Annotated in this window: 26 protein-coding genes; 17 read left to right on the forward strand and 9 right to left on the reverse strand. The window is 60.3% G+C overall.

Features of this window, described 5'->3' with window-relative positions; all coding sequences use genetic code 11:
- Positions 1 to 51: 51 nt before the first annotated feature.
- The gene (gene piuD, locus ACM0M4_RS25330; RefSeq protein WP_003104896.1) at positions 52 to 2,352 is read right to left on the reverse strand and encodes a TonB-dependent siderophore receptor PiuD; all 2,301 of its coding nucleotides are present in this window, start codon (positions 2,350 to 2,352) and stop codon (positions 52 to 54) included.
- A gap of 217 nt (positions 2,353 to 2,569) precedes the next feature.
- On the opposite strand from piuD, the gene ACM0M4_RS25335 reads away from it, so the two are divergent.
- The 3 genes from ACM0M4_RS25335 to ACM0M4_RS25345 all read left to right on the forward strand — a co-directional run bounded on the left by ACM0M4_RS25335 (position 2,570) and on the right by ACM0M4_RS25345 (position 5,993).
- Positions 2,570 to 3,250, forward strand: coding sequence for a Fe2+-dependent dioxygenase (locus tag ACM0M4_RS25335; RefSeq protein ID WP_031635559.1), 681 nt, complete (start codon positions 2,570 to 2,572; stop codon positions 3,248 to 3,250).
- A 2-nt stretch (positions 3,251 to 3,252) separates the two neighbouring features.
- Complete coding sequence (locus ACM0M4_RS25340) at positions 3,253 to 4,068, forward strand: tetratricopeptide repeat protein (protein ID WP_003116242.1); 816 nt, start codon at positions 3,253 to 3,255, stop codon at positions 4,066 to 4,068.
- 122 nt (positions 4,069 to 4,190) lie between these two features.
- Positions 4,191 to 5,993, forward strand: coding sequence for a phosphoethanolamine transferase CptA (locus ACM0M4_RS25345; RefSeq protein ID WP_003116243.1), 1,803 nt, complete (start codon positions 4,191 to 4,193; stop codon positions 5,991 to 5,993).
- A gap of 55 nt (positions 5,994 to 6,048) precedes the next feature.
- Here the strand turns inward: ACM0M4_RS25345 and ACM0M4_RS25350 are convergent, their stop codons facing one another.
- The 6 genes from ACM0M4_RS25350 to ACM0M4_RS25375 all read right to left on the reverse strand — a co-directional run bounded on the left by ACM0M4_RS25350 (position 6,049) and on the right by ACM0M4_RS25375 (position 14,221).
- Positions 6,049 to 6,474 carry a VOC family protein gene (locus ACM0M4_RS25350; RefSeq protein WP_003094613.1) on the reverse strand — a complete coding sequence of 142 codons (426 nt, stop codon included), beginning with the start codon at positions 6,472 to 6,474 and terminating at the stop codon, positions 6,049 to 6,051.
- Positions 6,475 to 6,589: 115 nt separating this feature from the next.
- Positions 6,590 to 7,753 carry a type III PLP-dependent enzyme gene (locus ACM0M4_RS25355; RefSeq protein ID WP_003094617.1) on the reverse strand — a complete coding sequence of 388 codons (1,164 nt, stop codon included), beginning with the start codon at positions 7,751 to 7,753 and terminating at the stop codon, positions 6,590 to 6,592.
- 451 nt (positions 7,754 to 8,204) lie between these two features.
- Positions 8,205 to 10,226, reverse strand: a complete 2,022-nt coding sequence (locus ACM0M4_RS25360) for a methyl-accepting chemotaxis protein (RefSeq protein ID WP_016264273.1) — start codon at positions 10,224 to 10,226, stop codon at positions 8,205 to 8,207.
- Between the two features lie 189 nt (positions 10,227 to 10,415).
- Complete coding sequence (gene ampE / locus ACM0M4_RS25365) at positions 10,416 to 11,252, reverse strand: regulatory signaling modulator protein AmpE (protein WP_003116244.1); 837 nt, start codon at positions 11,250 to 11,252, stop codon at positions 10,416 to 10,418.
- Positions 11,249 to 11,815 carry a 1,6-anhydro-N-acetylmuramyl-L-alanine amidase AmpD gene (gene ampD, locus ACM0M4_RS25370; protein WP_003112844.1) on the reverse strand — a complete coding sequence of 189 codons (567 nt, stop codon included), beginning with the start codon at positions 11,813 to 11,815 and terminating at the stop codon, positions 11,249 to 11,251. Before ampD ends, ampE begins: the two co-directional genes overlap by 4 nt.
- 150 nt (positions 11,816 to 11,965) lie before the next feature.
- A complete protein-coding gene (locus tag ACM0M4_RS25375) occupies positions 11,966 to 14,221 on the reverse strand; it encodes a DUF1631 domain-containing protein (RefSeq protein ID WP_003104913.1) in 2,256 nt (751 codons plus the stop codon).
- A gap of 285 nt (positions 14,222 to 14,506) precedes the next feature.
- Between ACM0M4_RS25375 and nadC the strand changes: the two genes are divergently transcribed.
- Positions 14,507 to 15,355: a carboxylating nicotinate-nucleotide diphosphorylase gene (gene nadC / locus ACM0M4_RS25380; protein ID WP_003104915.1), complete on the forward strand. Its 849-nt coding sequence runs from the start codon at positions 14,507 to 14,509 to the stop codon at positions 15,353 to 15,355.
- Between the two features lie 220 nt (positions 15,356 to 15,575).
- Positions 15,576 to 16,790 carry a site-specific integrase gene (locus ACM0M4_RS25385; protein ID WP_034069051.1) on the forward strand — a complete coding sequence of 405 codons (1,215 nt, stop codon included), beginning with the start codon at positions 15,576 to 15,578 and terminating at the stop codon, positions 16,788 to 16,790.
- Between the two features lies 1 nt (position 16,791).
- Here ACM0M4_RS25385 and ACM0M4_RS25390 read toward each other — a convergent pair whose 3' ends face one another.
- A complete protein-coding gene (locus tag ACM0M4_RS25390) occupies positions 16,792 to 17,334 on the reverse strand; it encodes a hypothetical protein (protein ID WP_123809552.1) in 543 nt (180 codons plus the stop codon).
- 143 nt (positions 17,335 to 17,477) lie between these two features.
- On the opposite strand from ACM0M4_RS25390, the gene ACM0M4_RS25395 reads away from it, so the two are divergent.
- From ACM0M4_RS25395 to ACM0M4_RS25450, 12 genes are all read left to right on the forward strand, one after another.
- Positions 17,478 to 17,678, forward strand: coding sequence for a helix-turn-helix domain-containing protein (locus ACM0M4_RS25395; RefSeq protein ID WP_023082007.1), 201 nt, complete (start codon positions 17,478 to 17,480; stop codon positions 17,676 to 17,678).
- Entirely contained in the window at positions 17,675 to 18,091 is a 417-nt protein-coding gene (locus tag ACM0M4_RS25400; RefSeq protein ID WP_034054964.1) for a hypothetical protein, read from the forward strand. The genes ACM0M4_RS25395 and ACM0M4_RS25400 overlap by 4 nt, the downstream gene beginning before the upstream one ends.
- Positions 18,084 to 18,317, forward strand: a complete 234-nt coding sequence (locus ACM0M4_RS25405; protein ID WP_031653969.1) for a hypothetical protein — start codon at positions 18,084 to 18,086, stop codon at positions 18,315 to 18,317. The genes ACM0M4_RS25400 and ACM0M4_RS25405 overlap by 8 nt, the downstream gene beginning before the upstream one ends.
- Positions 18,314 to 18,562 (forward strand): hypothetical protein, encoded by a 249-nt coding sequence (locus ACM0M4_RS25410; RefSeq protein WP_031653970.1) that lies wholly within the window; start codon positions 18,314 to 18,316, stop codon positions 18,560 to 18,562. Before ACM0M4_RS25405 ends, ACM0M4_RS25410 begins: the two co-directional genes overlap by 4 nt.
- On the forward strand, positions 18,559 to 18,864 hold the full coding sequence (locus ACM0M4_RS25415) for a hypothetical protein (protein WP_023109345.1): 306 nt from the start codon (positions 18,559 to 18,561) through the stop codon (positions 18,862 to 18,864). The genes ACM0M4_RS25410 and ACM0M4_RS25415 overlap by 4 nt, the downstream gene beginning before the upstream one ends.
- 2 nt (positions 18,865 to 18,866) lie before the next feature.
- Complete coding sequence (locus ACM0M4_RS25420) at positions 18,867 to 19,304, forward strand: hypothetical protein (RefSeq protein ID WP_308416434.1); 438 nt, start codon at positions 18,867 to 18,869, stop codon at positions 19,302 to 19,304.
- Between the two features lie 38 nt (positions 19,305 to 19,342).
- Positions 19,343 to 19,810, forward strand: a complete 468-nt coding sequence (locus tag ACM0M4_RS25425; RefSeq protein WP_031629313.1) for a hypothetical protein — start codon at positions 19,343 to 19,345, stop codon at positions 19,808 to 19,810.
- Between the two features lie 6 nt (positions 19,811 to 19,816).
- Complete coding sequence (locus tag ACM0M4_RS25430; RefSeq protein WP_308416433.1) at positions 19,817 to 20,770, forward strand: DUF3631 domain-containing protein; 954 nt, start codon at positions 19,817 to 19,819, stop codon at positions 20,768 to 20,770.
- Positions 20,770 to 21,063: a hypothetical protein gene (locus ACM0M4_RS25435; protein WP_221345446.1), complete on the forward strand. Its 294-nt coding sequence runs from the start codon at positions 20,770 to 20,772 to the stop codon at positions 21,061 to 21,063. The genes ACM0M4_RS25430 and ACM0M4_RS25435 overlap by 1 nt, the downstream gene beginning before the upstream one ends.
- Positions 21,064 to 21,118: 55 nt before the next feature.
- Positions 21,119 to 22,015, forward strand: coding sequence for a hypothetical protein (locus ACM0M4_RS25440; protein WP_034069047.1), 897 nt, complete (start codon positions 21,119 to 21,121; stop codon positions 22,013 to 22,015).
- 705 nt (positions 22,016 to 22,720) lie between these two features.
- The gene (locus ACM0M4_RS25445) at positions 22,721 to 23,896 is read left to right on the forward strand and encodes a DUF262 domain-containing protein (RefSeq protein ID WP_223822176.1); all 1,176 of its coding nucleotides are present in this window, start codon (positions 22,721 to 22,723) and stop codon (positions 23,894 to 23,896) included.
- 10 nt (positions 23,897 to 23,906) lie between these two features.
- On the forward strand, positions 23,907 to 24,734 hold the full coding sequence (locus tag ACM0M4_RS25450) for an MAE_28990/MAE_18760 family HEPN-like nuclease (protein ID WP_124157035.1): 828 nt from the start codon (positions 23,907 to 23,909) through the stop codon (positions 24,732 to 24,734).
- Between the two features lie 1,313 nt (positions 24,735 to 26,047).
- Here ACM0M4_RS25450 and ACM0M4_RS25455 read toward each other — a convergent pair.
- Entirely contained in the window at positions 26,048 to 26,554 is a 507-nt protein-coding gene (locus ACM0M4_RS25455; RefSeq protein ID WP_034064628.1) for a GNAT family N-acetyltransferase, read from the reverse strand.
- Between the last annotated feature and the right edge of the window lie 429 nt (positions 26,555 to 26,983).

Genomic DNA, 26,983 nt, shown 5'->3' on the forward strand with positions numbered 1-26,983 from the left:
AGCCCCATCCCGCAGGGGGAATGGGGCTTTCGTGGGGAGCGAGAGCGGCAGTCAGAAGTGGAAGTTGGTGCTGAACAGTATCGTCCTTCCAGCGGCCTGGGACGCATAGTGCGCCGCATAGGCTTTGTCGAAGTACTTCTTGTCGAACACATTCTGCACGTTCAACTGGAAATCGACGTTCTTGCTCAGTTTGTAGCTGGCCATTGCGTCATAGCGCCAGTAATCGGGGACATAGACGGTATTGCCAACGTCGCCATAGACCTTGTCGACATAGAAAGCCCCGCCGCCGATGGTGGTCTTCGGGAAGATGTCATAGGTGGTCCAGAGACTGAAGCTGTTCTTCGGCGTATTTGGCATCTCGTTGCCGTTGTTGGAAGCCGCCGATGCGTTCACATTGCCGTTACGCCCAGCCTTACCGGCATCGACCAACTCGCTGTCCAGGTAGCTGTAGCCCGCGAACACCTTCCACTTCTCGGTCAGCTTGCCGCTGGCGCTCAACTCCACGCCGTCGACGCGGGATTGTCCGGCGTTGTCGTAGGTCTGGTTGGCGACCAGGATGCGGGTATTGTCCTTGTCGGTGCGGAAGATCGCGGCACTCAGCTCCAGCCGCTCGTTGAAGAAAGCCCACTTGGTACCAAGCTCGTAGTTCGTGGTTTCTTCCGGCTCAAGGTTGTTGCTGATGGCGAACCCGTCGACAGCATTCGAGGTATCCCCATTATCGAGCATGCTACCCGGCGGCGTAGCCGAAGTGGCGTAGGACGCATAGATGCTGCCGTTGGGTACAGGCTTCCACACCAAGCCTGCCTGCCAGTTCCAGAAGCTCGACTTGTCGCTGAGTTTGGTAGCGGGTCTTACACCGTGGTTCTTCGCCGTAGTTTCGAAACTATCGAAGCGCGCGCCAATATTGACCTGCCACTGCTCGTTCAGGTCGATGGTGTCGAACGCATATATTGCCTTGGTGGTGCCGACCGTATTCAGCGGCGCATATTTCCGGGTAATACTGCCATTCCATGGATCGTGCGGATTGGGATTTTCCAGACTAGTGCAGTTATAGCCGCTAGGCGCCCCGATCAGCGATGGATTGCACTTGTTGCTGCCCAGGCCGGTATTGGTATCGACGGTATACCCATCGCGCTTGCTGTCTTCTCGGCTGAACTCCAGGCCGGTGCTGAAGCTGTTCTTGAAGCCACCCAGGTAGAACTCTCCAAACAGGTCAGTCTGGTTGACTGCTGTGGTGGTGGTACTTACCCGATTGTTCTGGCGGCGCCAGACCGAGCCATTGTTGATGTTGCCCTGGCTGTCATCCGGTTGTGTCCACAGATAGTCCTGATGACTGTTGCCGTAACGCGAGGTATTGCGAATAGTGAGGCTGTCAGTCAGATCATGCTCAACGGTGATGGTACTGGTATCGATGCGGCTCTTCTGGAAATCGCGCCCCGTCAGCCCATAGAAATTGCCTCGATCGACATTCACCGGTTTGTCCGGATTGTGCTTGCTGCGATCGCTACTCTTGGCATAGGGAATGCCCGAATCCGGGGTATCGTCACTTTCCAGGTGATAATGGCTGACGGTCACTCGGGTCGGCGAGCCAAGACCGAAGGTGAGCGACGGCGCTACGCCCCAGCGACTGACATCGACTTCATCGCGGCCCGCGACATTGGCATCGTGCTTGAGAAGATTCAGCCGGAATGCCGCATTGCCATCGAGGAATTCCTGGTTGAGGTCCAGGGTGTAGCGGCGAGTCTGGTCAGAACCATAGGTGAAGCCTCCATCGATGAAGTTCCCAGCCTTGGCCTGCTTGCTGACGAGATTGAGGCTGCCGCCGGCCGAGCCCCGTCCTCCGAATGCCGAGTTAGGGCCCTTGCTGACCTCGATCTGCTCAAGGTTGAAGATCTCGCGGGTCTGTGCACCAGTATCGCGTACACCATCGACGTAAGTATCGCTTTGCGCATCGAAGCCGCGAATGAATGGCCGGTCACCGGTGGGATTGCCGCCCTCGCCCGCGCCAAAGGTAATACCTGGAACGGTACGCAGTGCATCCTGGAGAGACACGGCGGCGGTATCCTTGATCACCTGCTTTGGTACTACCGTGACGGAGCGCGGCGTATCCAAGAGCGGCGCGGTGTACTTCTTCGACGCCGAGCGGTCGACGTTGTAGGTGGTTTCGTCCTGCTGCTCGCCGACGATGGTGGCCGCATCCAGCGACAGTACGCGGTCCTTGTCGGTCTTTTTCTGCCCGGCCTCGTCGGCGTGGGCTGCCTGCGGTGCGGCGATGGCGGTGATGGCCACACCGATGGCCGAAGCCAGCAGACGTTGCGAAGAAACGGCGGTATCCGTGGACTGACGCGACATTCGAAACCCCTCCCCGGGAGCTGTGAAGGTCGCGGAATTTATTGCAGATCAGAATTGTTATCAATTATTACGGATTCGCATTCGACAGGAATTTACATTCTTTACAATTTTCTCATTACATTTTTTCCCATCTCGCTCGTCTGAAACATTTGGCGGTTTTACATGGCCAATGCAAATCAATATCATTGGCAATCATTTCGCCTTCATGGACAGCGCCATGTTGCTGCATATTCCCGCCATCTTCACCGCCGAGGAAGCCTCCCGGATCCGCGCAGCCCTGGAGCAGGCGGAATGGGCCGACGGCAAGGCGACCGCCGGCTACCAATCGGCCAAGGCCAAGCACAACCTGCAACTGCCGCAGGACCACCCGCTGGCCCGGGAGATCGGCGAAGCCATGCTGCAGCGCCTGTGGAACCATCCCCTGTTCATGTCCGCCGCCCTGCCGCTCAAGGTCTTCCCGCCGCTATTCAACTGCTATACCGGCGGGGGCTCGTTCGACTTCCACATCGACAACGCCGTGCGCGACGTCCATGGCGGCCGCGAGCGGGTCCGTACCGACCTGTCCTCGACCCTCTTCTTCAGCGACCCGGAGGACTATGACGGCGGCGAACTGGTGATCCAGGACACCTACGGCCTGCAACAGGTGAAGCTGCCCGCCGGCGATCTGGTGCTCTACCCCGGCACCAGCCTGCACAAGGTCAATCCGGTCACCCGCGGCGCGCGCTACGCCTCGTTCTTCTGGACCCAGAGCCTGGTCCGCGAAGACAGCCAGCGCACCCTGCTATTCGAAATGGACCAGTCGATCCAGCGACTCACCCGCGACGTCCCCGACCATCCCTCGCTGATCCGCCTCACCGGTACCTACCACAATCTCCTGCGGCGCTGGTCGGAACTCTGAACATGCGCCACCTGCTGCTTCGTCACGACGCGCTGGACGCCGAAGGTTTCGCCGCACAACTGGCCGGTACCCCGGGCGAGGTTGCCCAGGCCATCCTTGGCGCTGCGCGCGAGGGCCTGACGGAAGCCCAGGCCCTGCTCGGACAGATCCTTCTGGACGGCCAAGGCATCCAGCGCGACCCGACCCTGGCGCGGACCTGGTTCACGATCGCCGCCGAACGCGGCCACGCAATGGCGCGCAATATGCTCGCTCGCTGTCTTGAACATGGCTGGGGCGGCCCGGCGGATCCAGCCGCGGCAGCCGTCCACTATCGGATCGCCGCCCAGGCCGGCCTTGACTGGGCCCGCTACAACCTGGCCAATCTCCACGCCACCGGCCGCGGCGTGTCCCAGGACCAGCCGCGCGCCTATGCGCTGTATCGGCAAGCGGCCGAGCAGGGCCACGCGAAATCGATGAACCTGGTGGGGCGCTACCACGAAGAAGGCCTGGTGGTCGCTCGCGACCTGGCGCAAGCTGCGCACTGGTATCGACGTTCCGCCGAGGGCGGCGATTTTCGCGGCCAGTTCAGCCACGCCGCGATGCTCAGCGCCTCGGGCCGCCATGCCGAAGCCGAAACCTGGCTCCGGCGTGCCCTCGAAGGCGGCAACCTGAACTTCCTGCGCAGTGCCCGCCATGGCCTGGAGCAGTCGGCCCACCCGCCGTTCCGCAGCCTGGCGCTGGCCTACTACCGACGCGCGGCGCAGTTGGGCGACGACACCGATCGAGAGGCTCTGGAACAGGCGCTCGAACGTCACGGGTACGCACGACTGCCCGTCTGACGAACAACGCCCAACCCTTTGTTCACACCCACATAACACTTTTTTGACAAGCCTTTCCCTACCCTCGCCGCTTCATCGAGGCGAGCGACGATCGCGCCTCCGGTCCATCGTACGAGGCTATCGTGTCCCCCACTCCACCAAGCGTTACGCGCAATCGCATCGACTGGGCCGGCCTGGGCTGGCTGTTCCTGTTCTTCTGGTTCTTCTCCGGCATCACCCAACTGCTCCTGCTGACCTCCGGCAACAGCGGTTTCTCCGGTTTCCGCAACGCCATGGTGCTGAGCACCATCTGGCTTGCGCCGGTGTTGCTGTTCCCGCGCTGGACCAAGCCGCTGGCCGCCGTCATCGGGCTGGTGCTGTGGGCCGCCTCGCTGGTCGGCCTGAGCTATTTCGGCATCTATCACCAGGAATTCTCGCAAAGCGTGATCTTCGTGATGTTCGAGTCGAACACCGCCGAGGCCAGCGAATATTTCAGCCAGTACTTCAACCCCTGGATGACTCTCGGCCTGGTGCTCTACAGCCTGGTCGCCATCCTCCTCTGGCGCCGCCTGCGCCCAGTCTACCTGCCGCGCTTCAGCGCCCTGCCGGTGGCGGTGCTGCTGATCGTCGCGACCATCGGTTATCCATTCTACAAGCAACTGGTCAGCCAGGGCCGGCCCTTCGACGAAGCCCTGGACAAGGTCCAGGCGCGCATGGAACCGGCGGTGCCCTGGCAATTGCTGATCGGCTACCAGCAATACCGCCAGCAACTGGGCAGCATGCAGGCGCTGTTGCAAAAGAACGCGGCCCTACCGCCGCTGAAGAACCTCGTCGATGCCAATGGCGATACGCCGCGCACGCTGGTCCTGGTGATCGGCGAATCCACGTCGCGCAAGCACATGAGCCTCTACGGCTATCCACGCGAAACGACCCCGCAGTTGGACGCACTGAAGGCCGCGAACCGGAACCTCACGGTATTCAACAACGTGGTGGCGTCGCGGCCATACACCATCGAGGTGCTGCAGCAGGTGTTGACGTTCGCTGACCAGGAGCATCCCGACCGCTTCCTCACCGATCCGTCGCTGATGAACCTGATGAAGCAGGCTGGCTACAAGACCTTCTGGATCACCAACCAGCAGACCATGACCAAGCGCAACACCATGCTGACGACCTTCGCCCAGCAGACCGATGCGCAGTTCTACCTGAACAACCAGCGCAGCCAGAACGCCAGCCAGCTGGACGGCGCGGTGCTGGCGCCCTTCGCCAAGGTGCTGGACGACCCGGCGCCGAAGAAATTCATCGTGGTCCATCTGCTCGGCACCCACATGAACTACAAGTACCGCTATCCCGCCGACTACGCTCGCTTCGTCGACCGCCAGGGCGCCCCGGCGGCCCTCAGCGATGACCAGGTGGAGGTCTACAACAGCTACGACAACGCCGTGCTGTACAACGACTACGTGGTCTCCAGCCTGATCAAGGGCTTCGCCAACAGCGATCCGAACGGTTTCCTGGTCTACCTCTCGGACCATGGCGAGGAAGTCTTCGACGAAGCCCCGCACGACCGTCTCGGCCGCAACGAAGGCGACCCGACCCGCGGCATGTACACCGTGCCCTTCCTGGTCTGGACTTCGCCCAGCTGGCAGCAGACCCATCCGCGCGACCTGCAGGCCCTGGTCGACCGACGCTACAGCAGCGAAGACCTGATCCATACCTGGTCCGACCTCGCCGGCCTCAACTATGACCTCTTCGATCCGACCAAGAGCCTGGTGAGCAACGACTTCCAGCATGAAGTCCGCTGGATCGGCAACCCCTATGCCCACAATGGCTTGCGCGACTTCGACAAGCTGCCGCTGGACAAGGCCGACGCCGGGCAGCAGGTAGCCCAGGCCGGACGACCCGCGCCAACGACGCCGCGCGCACCGTCCCGTCAGCCGGACGAAGGCTGACCGCCACCAAGGAATGCGCCCCGCCGAACGGGGCGTTTTTCCATCCGTAGCGCCCTCAGGGCAAGACCAGGTTGCCCTGCTCGTCGAACGGCCAGAACGGGTTGTAGGCAATTTCCCAAAGGTGTCCATCCGGGTCGGCGACATATCCGGAGTAGCCACCCCAGAACACTTCCTGCGGCATCTTGGTCGCCTGCCCGCCGGCCGCCGTAGCTGCGGAGAACAGACGGTCCACCTCATCCCGCGAGGCGCAGTTGCAGGCCAGGGTGATAGCCGCGAAGCCGGTCGGACGATCTTCCACCTGCGCATCCTCGGCGAGGGCGCTGCGTCCGTAGAGGCCGAGGACCAGGTTGCGGCCCTTGAGAAATACCACCTGCTCGTTGCCGTCCGAAGAGGGCTGCCAGCCCAGCGCCTGGTAGTAGAGAGAGGAGCGGGCCAGATCGGCGACCCCGAGGGTCACCAGGGAAACACCATTGCCTGTCATGTCGGCGTCCTTGTCATGGGTTGTCGAACAAGGCTGACACGAGCGCCGCGAGGCTTCCAGAGCGACATGAAAAAGCCCCGCCGAGGCGGGGCTCTTCGTAGCAGAGGCGACTGCGCTAGAGGTAGAACGCCTTCAGCGGCGGGAAGCCGTTGAACTCCACCGCACTGTAGCTGGTGGTGTAGGCGCCGGTAGACAGCCAGTAAAGGCGGTCGCCGCTCGCCAGGTTCAGCGGCAGGCCATACTTGTAGTGCTCGTACATGATGTCGGCGCTGTCGCAGGTCGGGCCGGCGATCACCACCTCTTCCATCTCGCCCTGCTTCTCGGTCCAGATCGGGAACTTGATCGACTCGTCCATGGTTTCGATCAGTCCGGAGAACTTGCCGACGTCGGCATAGACCCAGCGCTCCACGGCGGTCCGCGACTTGCGGGCGACCAGCACCACTTCGCTGACCAGGATGCCGGCATTGGCGATCAGCGAACGGCCCGGCTCGAGGATGATTTCCGGCAGGTCGTCGCCGAAGTCCTCCTTGAGGAAGCGGATGATCTCCTCCGCATAGGTTTCCAGGTCGTTGGTCTTGGTGATGTAGTTGGCCGGGAAGCCGCCGCCCATGTTGATCATCTTCAGGACGATACCGTCTTCTTCCTTCAGGCGCTCGAAGATCACCTTGACCTTGGCGATCGCCGCGTCCCACACCGAGATGTCGCGCTGCTGCGAACCGACGTGGAAGGAAATGCCGTAGGGCTCCAGGCCCAGCTGGCGGGCCAGGATCAGCAGGTCCATGGCCATGTCGGTCTGGCAGCCGAACTTGCGCGACAACGGCCAGTCTGCGGTAGTCGAGCCCTCGGTGAGAATACGCACGTAGACCTTGGCGCCGGGAGCGGCCTTGGCGATGTTGCGCAGGTCGGCTTCGGAGTCGGTGGCGAACAGGCGCACGCCCTTCTCGTAGAAGTAGCGGATGTCCTTGGATTTCTTGATGGTGTTGCCGTAGCTGATGCGCTCCGGACCGACGCCGGTCTTCATCACCTTGTCCAGTTCGTAGATCGAGGCGATATCGAAGTTCGAACCCTTGTCGCGCAGCAGCTCGGTGATTTCGGTAGCGGGATTGGCCTTCACCGCGTAGTAGATCCTGGCGAAGGGGAAGCAGTCGGTCAGTTGGTCGTAGGCATCGGCGATGGTCTGCTTGTCGATGACCACGAAGGGGGTTTCCTGCTTGTCGGCGAAGGCCTTCATGCGCTGGAAGGTTTCAGGGGCGAAATAATCCTCGACCTTGATGGACATGGTTGGGACTCCCAATGGCAAAACACATGGATTCGTAGGGGTGAAGCTGAACGTCTAATCCGTTTCCCCACTTTGGTTCGCCTACTTCCCAAGGCATGTCGCCGAGTATCACCTGCCTGCCGGCAGCCACCGCCTGTTCATCCTGGTAGGTCGCGCGCGTGTCCCGCGCGACGACCTGGCCGCTTGAGCAGCGGACGTCGCCTTGCCACAAGGCGATCTCTCGTCGTCAGTACTTGAGCCGGATGGATCGTTTCCAGCATGGACGTTCGGGCGCGAACTTTAGGACCAAGGGGACGCGAGATCAATAAAAAAATGCCGCGATTTCGCCTCCGCCTGTCGCACCGCCGGATTGACCTGCTCAGCCTTTACCCCATGTGCATGACAGTGGGATGTCCCCGTCCGCCCAGCGTTCAATCGGATGGATGAAAAACGTCCCGCGCAGCCCTTGCGCCTACACCCGGAACGCGCCGATCAGGCGTTTCAGCTGAGTCACCTGGGCGCCCAGTTCGCGGCTGGCCCGTTCGGTCTGGCTGGCGCCTTCCGCGGTGCGCTCGCCGGCCTGGTTGATCTCGACGATGTTCTGGTCGATATCGTGGGCCACGGCGGTCTGTTGCTCGGCGGCGGCGGCGATCTGCTGGTTCTGGTCGACGATCATGCCCACCGCGCCGAGGATATTCTCCAGTGCCTGCTGCACCTGCGCCGACTCGTTGACCGTGCCATCGGCGGTATGGTGGCTGCTGCCCATCGCCTTCACCGCCGCATCGACGCCGCCCTGCAGGCGCAGGATCATCTGTTCGATCTCGGCAGTGGATTGCTGGGTGCGCTTGGCCAGCGTGCGCACCTCGTCGGCCACCACCGCGAAACCGCGCCCCTGCTCCCCGGCACGAGCGGCCTCGATCGCCGCATTGAGCGCCAGCAGGTTGGTCTGTTCGGCGATGCCCTTGATCACATCCAGCACCTGGCTGATCGAGGCGCTGTCACTGGCCAGGCGATTGATCGCCGCCACCGACTGGTCGATCTCGCCGGCCAGGCGCTGGATGCTACCCACCTGCGACTCGACCAGGCTGCGCCCGCTGAGGGTTTCCTGGTTCACGCTGTTCGCGCTGCTCACCGCCATCGCCGCGCTGCGCGCCACTTCCTGGGCGGTAGCGGCCATCTGGTTCATCGCCGTGGCCACCTGCTCGATCTGGCTGCGTTGCCCGGCTACCGCCTGGTTGCTTTCGGCCGACACCGACTCGACGCGCAGGGTCTGCCGCTCGACCTCGCCGACGGTCTGGCTGACCCGCTCGATCAGGTCGTGGATCTTCGCCACCGATTCGTTGAACGATTGTCCCAGCTCGCCCAGCTCGTCACGGCTGCGGGCCTGGAAGCTGACCGTCATGTCGCCGCCGGCGACGCGCTCCATCATTCGCCCGAGATCCTTCAGGGTGGCGCGGGTGGAAACGTAGAAACCGCCGTAGAGGTATAGGATCGCGGCGAAAACCACGGCCAGCGCGGCGACTAGCAACAGCATCTGCGTGCGCACCTGTTGCAGGCGCTTTTGCAACTGGGTATCGAGATAGCCGAGAACGGCGTCGTCGAGCTGGTAGGTCTTGTCCATCGCCGCGCTGACCTGATCGTAGAACTGCGTCCACGGGGTATCCAGCGTCTCGGCCACGATCACCCGGTCCTCGAACAACTGCCCCAGGCTCTTCAGGGTCTCGCGACTGGCCTGGGCGGCCTCCTCGAGCAGCTGTGGGCTGCCGGCCAGGGACTCCTGCAGCTTCAGGCCATACTCGCCGTGCAGTTTCTCGAACTCCAGCAGCAGCTCGTCGAGCCGCGCGCTGGAGGACGAATTGAGGAAACCCTGGCCCAGGGAGTAGGCGCCGATGGCGCGCCCCTTGCTGATGGCCGCCGTCACCTCCGGCGTTATCGAGCCGACCAGCTCGCTGAGCTGGCGCACCTGGCGCTGGCTGTCCTGGCTGAGCCCGGCCTGGGCGATGAGCAACTTGATGAATACCTGTGCGCTACCGAGCAGCTTCTCCGCCCGTGCGCCCTTGCCCTGCAGGGACCCTTCGGCCTCCACGGCCTGCAAGCCGTTGAGCAACCGGTCGCGCTGGGCCTCGAATTCGGCTACCGCCGCACCATCCTCGCTGAGCGGCGCCAGCGCCTCGAGCCGCCCGCGCAGCCCCTTCTGGACGTCCGCGATGCGCGCTTCCAGATCGCCGGCCTTGCCGGACTGGCCGATGACCGCATTGATCTGCAACAGATCGTTGAGGGACTCCAGGCTACGCCGGATCTGAAGTCCGCTACCCAGCAGCGTCAAGCTCTGCAGTTCGATCCGGGTGTCGCTGAACTGGCGATAGGCATCGCGCACCAGATAGAAGCTGGTGATCAGCAGCGGCAGGAAGAACAGCACGCTGATCAGGCCGAACTTCATGCCGAAGCTGAGCCGGTTCATCAGCGCGATGGCGGGATAGAGTACGGTCTTCACCCAGACGTCTCCTGATTGTTCTTATCGTTCTGAGAGATGCCGCCGCGTGGCGACATTGACGCACGGAGTCCGCTCGGTAATGGCCTTTCGAAATCATGCGGACACGTTCACCTGTGTACCCGATATCGGCCTGGTGTTCTGTAACTTAAGGTTAACGGGGAATCGCAGGCGGATTCCCCGTCGCTGCGCTCAGAGGAACAGCGCGCAGAAGGCGAACACGGCGTACCAGAGCACGGCCGCGCGCACCAGCAATTGCCAGAGCGCATCCAGGCTGGCGACGCCGGCGGCACCCAGTTCGACCGCTTCGACATCGCTGGCGACCCGTCCGGCCTTGCCCAGCAGCGCGGCCGCCGAGATGTCCCAGGCCAGCAGCCAGTGCAGCAGCACGCGGATAACCGCGAGGAAGTTGCCGACCAGGGCGAAGCTCAGTACCAGCGCACGCACCGGCAACCAGTCGAGGATATGCCGGACGCGCGCCGCCTGTTCGCGCAACGCCGGCTGGCGGGCGTGCTCCAGCGCCAGTGCCAGCAGGCGATAGGCCAGGGCCGCCACCGGGCCGAGCAAGGCATACCAGAAGATCACTGCGAAGAAGCTCTGGTAGCCCTGCCAGAGCAGATGGCCGTGCACCCGGCCGATCAGTTCGCTCTCGCTGCCGCCCAGGATCCCCAGATCGCGTTCGGCGACATGGAAGGCAGCCTGGGCCTCCTCGCGCCGCCAGGCGTCGCGGAACGGCCCGAGGTCGGCCATGACGTCGCCGCGGCCGAGACTGTAGACCACCACCAGAAGATGCAGCGGAAGGCTCAGCCAGCCATAGGCCAACGGCTGCAGCAATGTCAGCAACAGGGCCAGCGGCAGCAACGGCAGGACTACCGCGAGCAGCAGCCCCAGCCAGGAGCGGCGGGACACCGAGGGCAGGTCCTCGACCAGGCTCAGCCAGGCGAGCCAGGCGCCATCGCGCTGGATACGCCGGCGCCAGCCGGAGAACTTCTCCAGCGCAAGGGCCAGCAGCAACACCAGGAACGTCATGTTTCCTCCTTGGAATCGGTCAATCCGGCGCGGTAGCGCGACCAGTCGAAAGCCTCGCCGGGATCGGTCTTGCGCTCCGGGGCGATATCGCAGTGGCCCTGGATGCGTTCCGGGGTGATCCCCGGGAAGGCCGCGCGCAACAGCCGCGTCAGCCCGGCCAGGGCAGTGTACTGCGCGTCCGTGTACGGTTCCGTGTCGGTCCCCTCCAGTTCGATGCCAAGGGAGAAGTCGTTGCACGCCTCGCGACCGTCGAAGCAGGAAACCCCGGCATGCCAGGCGCGGTCGTGACAGGAGACGAACTGGGTGATGGCGCCGTCGCGTTCGATGAGGAAATGCGCGGAAACCGTCAGGTGGCGGATCTCCTCGAAATAGGGATGTTCGTTCGGGTCCAGGCGATTCTGGAAGAACGCCTGGACCTTACCGGTGCCGAACTGTCCCGGCGGCAGGCTGATATTGTGGATAACCAGCAGCGACACCGCGTCCCCTTGCGGACGCAGGTTGAAATTCGGTGAAGGGCAGTGGCGGACGCCACGGACCCAGCCGGTAACGGAATCGAAATGCATACGGGCTCCTGAACGAGCCCCCACTCTAATCCAGCGGCGCCGGAATGACGATCAGGCGGGCTCTGGATCGGCCGCTTCGACATGCGTCGAGGAAAGGTATTACCCGCAAGAAAGAAAAGACCCGGCATCCGCCGGGTCCTCGAGAAGCGGCTAGGCGCCCTTGAGGCGCCGCAGGTTGCCGATCACCGACTCCAGGGCCCGGTCGAACAGCAAGGCATCGTCCAGCAGGCGTACCGCCTGCCGGCGAAACTCCACCGCCAGGCCCATGCGGGTCTTTTCCAGGACCTTCATCCCGGTGCGATTGACGAAGATGTAGCGACCGGTGGGCCGGATCACTGCCGCCAGCTTGCAGCGCAGCTTGTGCTCGGCGTCCTCCTGGATCTCCACCCAACTGCCGACACGCAGCGCATCGACCCGCAGCAGTGCCTCGTCGTTGTCCGGCAGGCGCACTTCGCTCTCAACAGGCGCCGGGGCGGCGTCCGGCGAGGTCAGGACGATTTCTTCGACCACCCGCAGCATGACCGGCGCCCGGGGCTTTTCCGCGGCCGTGCCCGGGCTCGCTTCGTCGAGCAGGGGGCTGTCCGCGACCGCCGCCTCGCCGCGCTTGTCGCGCTGCAGACCCTGGACATGCAGGGTTTCCAGCTGGCTGAAGAATTCTCCGGTGGAAAACGGATCGAAGGCTGCGCTGGCCAATCCCTCACGCAGCGCCTTGAGCAGGCCAGGCACACGCTCCAGCAACTGTTGGCGGGACAGCGGATCGTCATGCGGGCCGACGCTCCAGATCAGCTCGTCCATGGTATCCAGGGCCTCCCGCCACTCGGCCGAAGCCTTGCCATGCTTGAGGCAGATCAGCAGCATCACCTTGCTCCAGGCATCCCGCAGCAGGCGCACCACCACCTCCGGCAGGACCTTGCCGAGCAGTCGCTGGTTCAGCACCTGCTCCACGTCCTGCCGAGCCAGTTCGGCCTTGGCGCGGCCTTCCTCGGCGTCGCGGGTGCGCTGCTCGAGGAGCTCGCTGCGGCGGCGCTCGTCGCCGGTGAAGGCAATGAAGTCCTCCAGCAACTCGGCGAAGATCGCCGGGTCGTCGACGAAGTCGTTCAACAGCCGCATCACGACCTGTTCGATCTTCTGGTACAGGCTGTCGCGCCGGGCATCATTGTGTTCGGCCCAGCCCAGCGACGCGGATGCGATCTCGTTGAGCAGGCGACGCGCCGGATGGCTACCGCGGCTGAAGAAGGTCTTGTCGAGCAGGGCCACCTTGAGCATCGGGATCTGCATCCGACCGATCAGGGCCTTCAGCGAATCAGGCAGGGTGCGGTCATCGAGAATGAATTCGAACAGCATCGACACCAGGTTGATGACGTCATCGTCCACCTGGCCGACCACCCGAGAACGGCCGCTCTTGTGGCTGACCCGCTGGAGCAGTTGGTCGACCCCGTCGCGGACGTCGAACTCCGCGGCGCCGGGGCCCGGCAGGTGCTGCTGCAGGTGGGAAAGCAGGCGCATCAGGTCGTTGCTGGAAATCGGCGCGGCATTCTCAGGCGTTTCGCGACGGTAGAAGGAAGGATTGTCGCGGACCTGCGCCAGCAGTTCCTGCAGCGCGCCGAAGACTTCCTGCTGGCCGCCGTCGAGTAGCGCAGCCTGTGCCTGCAGGGTCCCGGCATCGCGTACCGCTTCGGGACGGACAGCGGGCTGACGCCGCGGCAGTGCGGATTTGAGTTCCGGCAGCACGCCCGCAGCAACCAGGATCTGGTTGGCCTCGGCGTACAACTGGTCGCAATGGGCCAGGACGTACTTCTCGAACAGCTTGAGAATGATCAGCTTGACCTTGATCTCGACGCCGAGCCCCTGGCAGGCATCGAGGAAAGCCGCGGTCAGCGGACGCGGAGCGAGGGGATTGCTCTTCTCGTCGACCTTCCGGCCGACCAGGGTGTTCAGGCGGGTGCTCAGGTGGGCCAGCGCGGTGGCATCGCGGCTCATCACCCGCGCCACCATCGCGTCCACCGCGACGGACTCCTCCAGTTCCTCGTTCTGTACCAGGCTGAGGCTGTCGAAGGACACGGTATCCAGGGTCGGCACGGATTTGCCGGACTGTACCTGGTTGAGCGCCGAGAACTCCTCGAAGACCTTCTGCAGGTAGACCCGCTCGATACTCTTGCGCTTGAGGCGCAGGTCGCGCATGGCTTCGAAGAAAGCGTTCTGTTCGAGGTTGCTGGTGGCTCGGTCGGCCATTTCGAAGAGGGTGTCGTCGGCGTTGTCGAACAACGCCTGCAACGCCTGTTTCAGCTGCAACGCCGCCTTGTCGCGCACCTGCACGAGGATGACCGGCAGGCGCCCCGCTCCGGCGTTCGGCGACGGCTCGGAAGCGACCCTGGTCAGGTGCACCACATTGGCATCGTTCTGCATCGGGACTCTCCTGCCACCCTCGCGGCCGCGCATGGAATGGCAAAAATCGGGCACAGAGGATCGATTGGCGTCGTCCGTAACGTCAATTTCCAGGCGTCAAAAACAAGTATCTACATTCATTATAGAGATACTTTCAAATCTAGATAGAGGGTTTTCCTATAGACATGACTCTCTTCACACAAGCGAAGGCCGATGAATGGCGGCCGTACCGACCGGCGCCCAGGCAGGCACAGACGCCGTCCGCTGCGCTCCGTATAATCGCCCGATCTCGTACAGGAGCCCGCCATGCCTAACCTCACCCTTGCCGACCTCCAAGGCGAAATCCAGGCCAACGTCCGCACCGCCCTGGCGGAAGACGTCGGCGGCGGCGACCTTACCGCTCAGTTGATCGATCCACAGCGCGAGGCCGAGGCCCGGGTGATTACCCGCGAGCACGCGACGATCGCGGGCCGCGCCTGGGTCGACGAGGTCTTCCGCCAGGTCGATCCCCGAGTGCTGGTGACCTGGCAGGTGGAGGACGGCCAGCGAGTCGAGCCGAACCAGATGCTGTTCCAGCTAAAAGGTCCGGCCCGCGCCCTGCTCACCGGCGAGCGCAGCGCGCTGAACTTCCTCCAGCTGCTTTCCGGTACCGCCACCCGCAGCCAGCACTACGCCGACCTGGTCGCCGGCACCGCGGTGAAGCTCCTCGACACGCGCAAGACCCTGCCCGGCCTGCGCCTGGCGCAGAAGTACGCGGTCACCTGCGGCGGTTGCCACAACCATCGCATCGGCCTCTACGATGCCTTCCTGATCAAGGAAAACCACATCGCCGCCTGCGGCGGTATCGATCGGGCAATCGCCGAAGCCCGGCGCATAGCACCCGGCAAGCCGGTGGAAGTGGAAGTGGAGAACCTCGATGAACTGCGCCAGGCGCTGGAGGCCGGCGCCGATATCGTCATGCTCGACGAACTCAGCCTGGACGACATGCGCACCGCCGTCGCCCTCACCGCCGGCCGTGCCAAGCTGGAAGCTTCCGGCGGAATCAACGAGGGCACCCTGCGCAACATCGCCGAGACCGGCGTCGACTACATCTCCATCGGCACCCTGACCAAGGATGTCAGGGCCGTCGACCTGTCCATGCGCCTCACCCTCTGAACGAATCGCAGGCAATAAAAAGCCCCGCCGAAGCGGGGCTTTTTTATGCGACTGGTGCCGGATAGAGGAATCGAACCCCCGACCTTCTCATTACGAAAGCGATAAAGCCTCTTAGAGCATCAATCACTTACTTTATAAATCAGACACTTACTGTCCTGTTGTATCCCACAAATCGGCTCCGTATAGTGGAAATTGCACCCACCATGCACCCACGGCCCCCATGAAAGCCAAACTCACCCTCTCCCTGCTGAACTCGCTGGAAACCACCGGTACGACTTACGAGGTTCACGACACCACGGTAACGGGGCTATTCGTGCGCGTAACAGCGTCTGGACACAAAGCCTACGTCGTGACATGGGGAAGGGCCAAAAAGCGCACCTTGGGCCGCGTAGGTGTCCTGACGCTCGATCAGGCACGTAAGGAAGCACTCCAGTACCTGGCCGAAGCCCGCGAACATGGGGAGCCCCTGGCGGTGACACAGGGCCGGCGGTCCGCAAACTCCCTAACCCTCCGCGACTTCATTGACGATCATTACTCGCCCTGGATGGCCACCAACCTCAAGAGCGCCGACAAGACCCTGAACCTGCTCAATGTCGGCTTCGCCTCCATCATGGGCAAGCGTTTAAACGAGATCAGCCAGCGCGACCTTGAATCGCAGCGCATGGCCTGGCTGAAGGCCGGGAACACCGACAGCACGGCGAATAGGAAGATGGCTTCGATGCGTGGGGCCCTGTCCAGGGCCATCGAGTGGGGCTTTCTGACCGAGCACCCGATGACACGCCTCAAGCAGCTCAAGACCGACCGCAAGGGCCGCATCCGTTACCTGCTGCCCGACGAAGAGGCTCGCTTACGCCAAGCTCTGGACGACCGCCAAGAGACGATCCGCGCCGAGCGCGACAGTGCAAACAAGTGGCGGGAAGAGCGCCACAAAGCACGTCTACCCGACTTAAGGGAAGTCGCGTTTCCCGACCACCTCAAGCCCCTGGTGCTGTTATCGCTGAATACCGGGATGCGCCGAGGCGAAGTGTTTAACCTGACCTGGGCAGACATTGACCTGGAGAACAAGCTAATAACCGTCGAAGGCGACACTTCGAAGTCAGGACAAACCCGACATATCCCGATGAATAAGGAAACGGTAGCGACCATTGAGGGATGGAGAAAGCAACATCCCCGCAATTCCGGGTATGTATTTCCCGGCAAAGACGGCAAGCGGCTGGATAACGTAAAGAAGTCTTGGGATGGGCTTTTGAAGCTGGCGCGAATTGAGAGCTTTCGGTGGCATGACTTGCGACACACGTTTGCGTCGAAGCTGGTGATGGCCGGCGTTCCCCTGAACACCGTTCGCGACCTGCTAGGCCACTCAGACCTAGCAATGACGCTGCGTTACGCCCACCTGGCACCAGATAGCAAGGCGGCAGCGGTGGAGCTTATCTAGCCTAGTTCTTGAAGAAAATAGTGTGAATGAAGCCTTTGTAGTCAATTTCGATATCTGGATTTTTCTTTATAAAGTCCACATACCGTTTTAGAACGTTTTCCGAGCTTCCAAGTGTTAGCGTATCTATACTTGGCAGCTGCTTTGACTTTACAACCCCCCCGCACTTCTCATCAAAAATCTTTTCCTCTCCTCTAAATATTGATGCTGGCCTAGCCAAGTCCTCAAGAATGATTTCACACATTATTTTATCATCCTCAGACACTGCGTCCGGGACAAGTATAAACAGCCGAAGCTTGAACAATAAAGCATTGTCCGTATATATGGATTCCATTAATTCTTTTAGGTTTATACGGCCATTAACTATTTTCTTTTCCTGAATAAAATTAGGCGCTGGTAATTCTGTCTCCGAAATTGCCAAAGAGAGCAGATCCTCAATTACAGCAGTAGCTGTTTTTCCATTGAGCGCAGCCAATACATCAAGCGTTGACCTGACAAATGGAGTGGTCCGCAAGTGAATTGTCTCTGACCTTTTTCTAACAGCCATTGATCGACCTCCTATCACGTGGTGACGCGAGACTGCCACACGAAGCCACGTCAACACAACTGGATGTGTTGACACGATATGTGGTGCCACAATAGAGTGTTGCCACCTGGCACCTCCCAACCCCGCCAGGCAGGAGAACCCCAATGACCCAAGCAGCACCCCTGGCCCCTCTGGCCGTATCCCCCGAAGACGCTGGCCGCATGAGCGGACACGCCCGTAGCGCGATTTACGAAGCACTGGCGAGCGGCCAACTGCCCTCGTTCAAGTCTGGTCGCCGCCGCCTGATCCTTGTTACTGAACTGAACGCATGGCTGCACCGCCTGGCCAAGGAGAACGCCCGATGAACACGAACGCACCGCAGACAATTGAGTGCCCGGTCTGTGACTGGCTGGAAAACTTGGAAGGTGATGACTGGAACGCCGCGTGCGAAGAGATCGCGGCTTTCGCCAAGCAAGGAGGGAAGGAAGTGCCTGAACAGAGCGGCAACTCTGTCCAGGCGATGACTGTACTGGGAAGCAGAGTCAAGCCTAGTGTGGCAGGCCGAGTGGGATGTGACAACCGTTCCCCCACCGCCCTGGCAGCTATCGCTACCCTCGGCGCGGAGCTGATCGCTTACCGGGTCAACCGTCGCCCCGAGCAACGCACCCACCTGCTGGCGCTGTTCCGCCGTGCAGCCCGTATCGGAGCCCTTTGTGCGAGTGATCGCGCCACCCTGCGGGCCAGCCTCTTCGCAGGTCAGGAGGTGTCCCATGCGTAACCTGGTGAAGCTCTCCGACTCCATCGGCGGCAACCTGACCGGCGCGGGCTTCGCCTTGGAAACCATCGCCAACCTGCTTGGTGCCGACGGTTGCGAACACTTCCTCAACAAGGACCACATCAACGGTCTGGTCCATGCGGTCCTGACGATCTCGGTCTACGTCAAAGACGCTGGTTACGACCTGTGCGAGGCAGCCGAGATTGCCCAGGAAGGAGGTGTCCAATGAGCATTCGTCCCCTCGAGCGGATCGCCGACGACGCGGTGGAAGCTGTGAGCTATGGTCGGGAGCAGACTCAGTGGCTCGCTGCTCTGGCGGCGGCTATCAAGCTTGACCTCCGGCACGGCAAAGGCGTCCATGCCGAGGCCCTGGCCGGTCTGTCGCACTACTTGAGCTATGACTGCGCGAACTACCTCGACTGCGAGGTCGAGCGCCTGCGCAAAGAGCTTGATGCCGCGGGAGGTGCCCAGTGATTCGGTACTACTGCATCCAGGCCCGCGACAAGACAGCATTCCCCTACGGCAAGGCCGGCCCGATCCGCACCCTGGTTGAGGCAAGCCGGGCCCTGCGCATGCTGCGGCGCGAGCACCCCGGCCAGGCGCTGGAAATCTACGAGTGCGTCTGGTTCCTCGGCGTGGGCGAGTTGGAGTGGGACGAGCGATTCGCCCCCAAGCGAGGTAAGCGCAAAGCCCCGGCGCCCAGGCGCGCATCCAGGGCGGCGGTTCAGACTCCCGCCCTCTCCCCCGGCCTGACCAGCACCGCCCAGGAGGCCTAACCATGACCAATATCCAACAGCGCCGCGAGGCGCTGACGGGATCGGCTTGCCCGGAGAGCGCCGCCCAGCCGGTCGAACTGTTCTACGTCCATCACCCCGAGGTCAGCCGTGCGCTGCTCGGCCCCTTCCTCTCCCGTGCCGATGCCGAGTGCGGTCGGAAACTGCTGCGCAGCGCTGATGCCGTTGTCAGATCCGCCCTGATCGATGAGGTCAGCCAGTCCACTCGCTGGCATGCCTGGAACAACGGTGAGGTCTGCCGCGCCTTCTTCCAGAGGCAAGAAAGGGTGTCTGCGGCATCCCCATCGCCGAGACAGAGTCGAGATGCTGTGACGGCGAATGCGCCTGAATCGCCAGCCCCGAAGAGGCGGCGAAGCAACGACAGGTTCCTGAAAAGCGGAGGAACCAATTGCCGCCCGGATGAACACGGGAACGCGCAATGACCTGTATCGACAGAGCAAGGGTGTAGGGGCGAATAGGCGTGGCCAGAACCCTGAGAAAGTCAAAGGGACGCAACCCAGCGGGAACCTTCGCAGCCTTGCCGCACGTGGTGATGGATAGCGAAGACTTTCGGTCCCTATCAGGAGGTGCGCTCAAGGTGCTACTGGGTTTGCTCCGGCAGTACCGCGGCGTGAACAACGGCGATCTCAGCGCCACCTTCGCCAGTGCGAGCGAATGGGGCATCGGAAGCAAGGCCACCCTCGCCAAGGCCCTGGAAGAGCTTCAGGAGCGCAACCTAATCATTCGCACCCGAGAGGGCAGGTTTATCAAGCCAGGTGGCTGCTGCGCACTGTATGCGCTCACCTGGCGCCCTATCGATCCGTGTGACGGAAAGATTGAGGTATCGCCTACCACTGCCCCACCACGCAAATTCAGCCTCGAAAGAGCAAAACACCCGGTACAGAAACTGTACCGACAGGGTACAGAAACTGTACCCATGGAGGGCTGACGGACCATGAAAAACACGCTCATGGGTACAGAAACTGTACCGATGGAGAGGTTTCACTTGGTACAGAAACTGTACTCCTTCTTAGATATACCAGGCGCAGCCTGGGATTTAGATCTTCTGATCTACCTCTTTTGCAGTTCAAGAAAGCCCTCAGATGTGCGCGGCATCCGCATCCTCGCTGGCGCTGGAGCCGATCTGGCGCGAGCCCACATCATCCAGGGCCGGATCAACCCTCAAGGTGAGGTCGAGCCATTCGACCCGGCCAGCGATATCGACCTGCTGCGCGAGACCGCTGAGGCCATCGGCAAGGCAAGGCCGGCCCCCATCCCTGGCCTGAACGACCGCGCCAACGACGCTTGGGAGCCTCTGCTGGCCATTGCCGACCTGGCCGGCGACCACTGGCCGAAGTCGGCCCGCAACGCTGCCATCGCCCTGCACGGGCTGGAAGGTGAATCTCCTAGCATCGGTGCCGAGCTGCTGGCAGACGTAAAGGCGGTGTTCGAGGCGAAGAGCGCCAGCAAGGTATTCAGTGCCGATCTGCTCGAGGCACTGGTTGCCGATGAGGAGGCGCCCTGGGCGACCTGGAACCGAGGCAAGCCGATGTCACCCCGACAGCTCTCCGCAAAGCTGGCTGATTTCGGTGTGAAGTCGGGGACTGTCCGCGTCGGTGTCATGACGAAAAAGGGCTACTCCCTCGAGCAGTTCCGTGACGCTTTTGATCGATACCTTTCCCCTAGCACCCCCGTCACAAGCGTCACATCGGCACAAGCCAGTAACGGCGCGGCTTCCAGCCAATCTGGAAGCGTCACACTGCCCCCATCCGTGACGGATAAAAAACAGCTGAAAGCCACGGCTGGCGCGGGCTGTGACGATGTTACGGATAAAACACCCCCTACAAGGAAAGGGACAGGCAAGGCAAAGGCGACTCCCCACGATGAAACCGACCGGGAGGAGTTCTGATGTCTGCTCTCGACTTCCTCACCGAACGCGGTTTCGCCGCCCGCATCAGCGGCAACAAGGTCAGCATTTCACCCGGTAGCCGGCTCACCGAAGAGGTCCGCCAGTACGTCCGCCGGCACCGCCTCGAACTGCTCGCCGAACTGGGCTCGATGGATGGCAAAACGCGCCGCATGCACTGGGCGATCACGCTGGGCGGCAAGCCGCTCTGCACGATGATCACGCCGCCCCTGACATTCGAAGAGGCCCTGATCGAAGCGCGCTGGCTCTGGCCCGGTGCTGGGATCACTGAGTAACACCGACCCTGCGCTGGCCGCAGGGCTGGCGCTTACTTCGACCTATGGAGGTCACATGAAAGCTGCAACCCAGAAACACCCGCGGTCCAACCGCACTGAACAACTGCTCCAACAGCGAGGTGAATACCTGGAAGAGATCGAGCAACTGGAGGCACGAGTCCCAGGCTTGGAAACCAAACTCGCTGAACTGAGAAAGAAGGTCGTGCATACCACCTCGCATCACATCGGCAACGGCAGCCATGAGGTGATGGATGATCTGTCCAGCACCAGAGCGCGCATCAATGCCCTACGCGGCCACGTGCAGGAGATCGAGCGCAGCTTGGAGCTTGTCGAGAAAGCCGAGTCGGCGGCTGCCGCTATTGCCCAGGCCATGGAGCTGATCAATACCGAACAGCGCCTGCAGGCGTCGCTGCAAGCACGAATCGAACAGGCAGCAACGCGAAGCCAGGGCATCGAAGAGGAAATTGTCACAGCGCAGTCCGCGGCAGAATCGGCTGAGCAAGCTGCCGGCCATGCGCTCGCGCAGGCAGAGGACGCCAAGGCCGAGAAGGCTGCACGTACGCAACTGGAGAAAGCTGTGGAGCTGGCGCTGGCGACCGAGGCCATCATCCGCGTAAAGCGCCGCACCATTGAGACCATGGACGGCGAGGTGGCCAACATGAAGCAGCAGGCCGCCGACTCTAGGCAGCGCGAACAGGTGGCCAAGGCTGCGCTGTCGGAGGCGCTGTGGAGCAAGTACGCCGAGGAGTGGAACGCTGCAGCCAAGACCTTGGCCAACATCGGCGCTCACCTGGTCGCGGCGGATCGGATCAATGGAGGCTGGGGGACGCACCTGACGAAGCTGCACATCCCGCTGTTCGGCACGCTGGACCGGGAAACCCTCACCCGCACTGAAGTGGTGGACGCCTCCGATGAAGTTTCACTGGATGATCTGGTGAAGGGCACGGCATAAGCCCTGTAACGAAAAAGCCCGGCCAGTAGCCGGGCTTTCTACATCGAGTCAATCACTGCCGTCAGGAGCGGCTAATCGAAAGATCCTCTACACCAACCGCCGCCAATCGTGAGTCCACCAACTCATCCACTGAAGCGTTCGACCCAGGACCTTTGTGGTCTGCATCAGGCGCACCTAGGTGGTTCGCGAGCAACACCTTCACCTGCAGATCCGGTAACCCACCGGCTCCTTCCATCACGACGACCTTCGAATCGTCGCCAACCCTGTAGCTAACTACCGTCGCCATAGCCTCGTCCGTGAAGAGTGGATGTCTGGCGACGATAGCATGACGCGATTTTAGGGAGGGACCCTGACCAGCCTCCCCTACCGCGGGGAGGCGTCGAGCCGCGCGGTAAGGCAGAAATTTTCGATTTTTAGGATGCTCCACCACAGGCCACCTTGCGCCTTGCTGAAAACCACGGCTGACAAGGGCTGCAGCGTTTTTTATCGCCTGCACAGGGTAGCATTTTGCGATTTGTCGATGTACAGGGCGTGGGCTGCCCCAAAAGCTCTGAAAGACCCATGCTTACTGGCTTTAAGCACGTTTTTCCTGGTTCGGGCGTTGTGCATTGCTTGCTATCCACAAAAGCGTTCACAGGAATCGTATTTTCGGCCGGCTTTCGATACGCTCCAATTTCACAAGGGAGTGAAAGTCAGGAGGCATTTGTGCAGAACGACGAAGCAATGAATGGTGACGAGCCGGTGGTTGAAAGCGATGCGCTCCTTTCCGGCGTCGAAGACATCGAAGACGATCAGCCCTACGAAGCAGTTGGGGAGCGAAAAGTACTCATCCAACAGTATGATTATGCTGTTAGAACTTTGATGGATATGATTATTGAAGGTGATCTACAGCTTGACCCTGACTACCAGAGAAATTATCGCTGGGAGGACAAAAAGGCATCGCGCTTCATTGAGTCAATCGCACTAAATATTCCTGTTCCAGTTTTCTATTTTGCAGAAGAGCCAGATGGAAGATTCAGCGTTATCGATGGGCAGCAGCGCCTAACTTCTCTTTTTCGATACATTCGCCCTAATGATCTTGATGTCTTGTTCGAGGGTAAGGCTGTGGAGCCGCTTGTTTTAGAAGGGCTTCAAATTCGCAGCGATCTCAATGGCAAGTCCTACAACTCCCTATCTCGCGAGGACCGCTCAACGATCACCAAAAGGCCTGTTCGCTGCATCGTGGTACTAAACGAGTCAGACTCTACTTTGAAGTTTGAAGTATTCGAGAGGTTAAACACGGGCAGCGCAAAGCTAACAGACCAAGAGGTTAGGAACTGTATCTATCGCGGAGGTCTGAACACCCTTATAAAAGAACTATCCAGCAATATTAAGTTCAATGAAATGCTGAACCTCCCAATTGCATCGCAAAAGAATATGAAGTCTGCGGAATTGGTGCTTCGCTTTATTGCCTACAAAGATCTCAATGATGAAACCAGGTATAACGACAACTACAATGAGTACCTAAACCAGTTCATGGAGGAGAATCGAGAGATTGGACCCCAGCGTCTGGGTCAAATCAAAAATTGCTTCGAGTCAACTGTAGATATCCTCCACAGTGCATTGGGGCCAGGCGTGGCATTTAGAAAGCCATCCAACCTACAGAACCCAAACAATGGGGGGTTTGCACAGAACCTCATCAATGGCTCTATTTTTGAGTCTCAAATGGTATCGGTGGGCCGGCTAGTCGACAGTGGAGTTTCAGTGCCTGACGATATCCGAGACCGCATACTCGCGGCGTTCGCCATCAGGGACTATAGCGACTCCATTTACCAAGGCACCGCGCAAAAGCGAAAGGCTATCAAGAGAAGCCGCGTATTGACTGAACTTCTGACTAACTAAGAGATCGGCAATGGACTGCTATACCAATTTCAGAGAGTCGATAACGGAAGTTCTGCTAATCGCCGCATCCGCTGAAGACTCCTTGGCAGACCGGAGTCCTCAAGGCCGTCTCCAGGGGAATGCAATGGCGCGCGCAGGATTAGTGCTTTTATGCGGCTATCTTGAGGGGTATATCAAGGACATCGTAGAGGAGTTCATTGAAAGTTTGAATGACGAGAAAGTAGGAGTTAATGAGCTTCCTCCATATTTGTTTTGCAGCATAATTGAGCCTCTTGCTGCCTCTCATAAAAAAAGCCCGGGAAGCACAATACTAGAGGACTTTAGGAGCAGCGTAATAAACAACCAAGCACAAAAGCTTGACTCCAAGAGACTCTCAAAGACCGGTGGAAACCCAACGGTAGACACAATTGAATCAATATTCTTGAATATTGGAATTCCGCAAATCATTGATAAACTTTCAATTAGTGATTACGGTGTGACGTCAACCTATACGCAAGAGAATCAAGCCGATCATCTTCGATCGGAAATAGAGGAAGCTCTTAAAGAAAGCACGGGCACCGAAAGTGCGGTTGTGCTAGAAAGCATATTGTCGGTTATCAATAAGAAATGGACGCCCACTACCAAGCGTAGAAAAGTTGGGTACGTTAGCGGGATAGAAGAGTTATTGAAGCGCAGAAATCGTATCGCGCACGGCGAAAACAAGGACCAAATCACGCCTGCAGAACTCTTTGATGCAATAGCGATGGTAGACAGCCTGACTAATAGTATAAATGTCTTAGTTGACTCTCTACTAGACGGACTGACTAACGTTAAGCCAGCGACTGTGCTGACTGTTTGATGTATTGCCTCAGAATTGAAGTACTTTTCCTAAAATATGAAGAACTCCTTAAGCCGTGGGAGCTTGAGGACTTAGCGCCCCTAACTCATACCAACCGAATGAGAGTAATTCGAACTCTCGCTAGCAGGTCTCGGCGCCAGGTTTTGAGCCAGAGATTTAGGTTTAGATGGATCAGAATTGGACCATCTTTCGCCGGAGTGTCGCCGCAGGGCAGGTGTAAGCAGATCTGCTCGCATCTCTGCCCCACCCACAGTCATCGCCGCTTCAGTCACGCGCCTACCGTGATCCGGATGGAATAGGCGCGCAGCATTCCCAGGCCCCTGGCGTCAGACACTCCAGCCAACGGCTGTAGAGCGTCAAATATATGCGAGACAGATGTTTATCTAAGTCCCCCTCCACCCTCAACGGATGTGGCTTTCAGAGCGATTCAGGAATTTCTCTGATAAAGGCTGAAGGGCGGTGCTCGCCCGCAGGCCGCCACAGTCTTTTAGCTGGAGAAAGGCTCAGCGGACACAACGACGGGAGGTGGCTGGCATCGCTCAGGCGTTGCGGCGGTGACGGGCAGACCTGAAGGACTCTCGGCCTGACATGGATCAGATGTGAGCCATCGACTTCCCCAGTTTGAGGAAGTCGATGCAGGCACCAGGTTGCCACAATCAGTGGAGACCCCCAGGCCTCCCAGGGCGGTACCAATGACGTGCAAGTCACGGGGGGCCCCTAGGGAATCTGTAATCGCTGAGGGTAATTCGAACCCCGGTCTCTACCTACATACAGAATTTTTTCGGGGGTTGGTTGTTGTTTAGTCGTAGCGCTGTAACCCGCGTCGTTGCTGGCTTTCGTCGATTCAATACAACAACCAAAGGGGTAGGCGCTTCCGGTTCTCATCAGCAGCAGACCCAGCAGCCATGCTGGCTTTCAGGAGAAACCGGAACCGGCTTATCGTCAAAGAATTCTGCATGTAGACCGAAACCGAGAGTCCGCGCATCCGTATCCACGCGATTCACCTAGGGGCCCCACGGTTTGATGTGAAGTACGTCGCGACCTTCTGGACGGCTAGGGCCCTTTGAAGAGCACGAGCGGGGCGCCCCGCAGTTACATACCCGGCTATCCGGAGATGTTCCAACAGAGATGATCCCTCCAGTTCCGGATGCACTCGCCATTGGCTGAAGCCCTGACTTGCAGCCGGTTGGTTTGAACAAGGTGTGCAATGGCACATACTTGACCACCTGATTGCATTCGACTTGCCCCATCATTTGCATCGGATCAGACCATCACACTGCGCAGCCATAACCGGCAGAGAACGGCGAGATGGGTCATTGGCTTGGCTCCGTTACCTCTTGCTTGAAAATGCGAAAGCCGCGCGCCTGATAGTTTCCAAGTGCAGCCGGATGGTCGAATGTACAGGTATGCACCCATACCCGCGTTGTACCAAGCCATTGCCATGCTGATTCGATGGCATGGCTCAACAGCGCACCGCCGAAGCCGTGCCCTAGAAACTGAGATGCCAGCCCGAAGTAACGGATTTCGGTGTTGCAGCCGTCAGGCCGATACAGTTCGTAGTAGCCAGCGATTGCTCCGCGGTGATAGGCCACCCAGGTCCGATGGCAGTCCTGCTCGACAAGTGTCTGCCAATCGGTATCGCTCCAGACATCCAGATCTCCCCATTCCCAGGGTGTTCCAACCAACTCGTAGAGAAACCGATTGAATGCTGCCTGAGGCACTTCACATTCGATGATCTGAAGATCGTGCGGCTGTGGCTTTGCTCTCAGCGCGGCAGCCGAGGTCATTTCCAGGTAGTAAGTGGTGTAACTCCGGTCCATCAGTAGATTCCCCATATGCCCTGGAGGCTGTTGGGCAAGCATGCTCGCAGCCGCCCCTCTCCGTCATCACCCATTCAAACCTGCTCCCAGCCGGTTTTACCTCGCAGGAGCCGAACCAACGATGGTGGACGATACTGCACCGCTTGCTGAAGTCTCGAACCGCGTCCACGGCGGTTTGATGCCGGATTGTCCAGCAACAGTAAAAGGGGGGCGCGCCTCGCTATGCCCTTGGGGTCGAAGAACGCTACCCCAGCAAAACCGGCAAATCGCCGGTTTGGACCTGCGCACCAGTCGGACGCCGCACGTACGCTTGTCCCCGCGCGCTCAAATCCTCCAGATTTGGGTATTACGAAACTTTCGTAATAATCATGCCCTCAGTTTTGAGGCTATGCTGAGCCCGCAGAATTGCCCGGTCTCTGGCGAGTTGGC

Origin of the sequence: Pseudomonas sp. 18-147 (assembly GCF_051048045.1) — a bacterium.
In the GTDB taxonomy this organism is placed as follows: Bacteria; Pseudomonadota; Gammaproteobacteria; order Pseudomonadales; family Pseudomonadaceae; genus Pseudomonas; species Pseudomonas aeruginosa.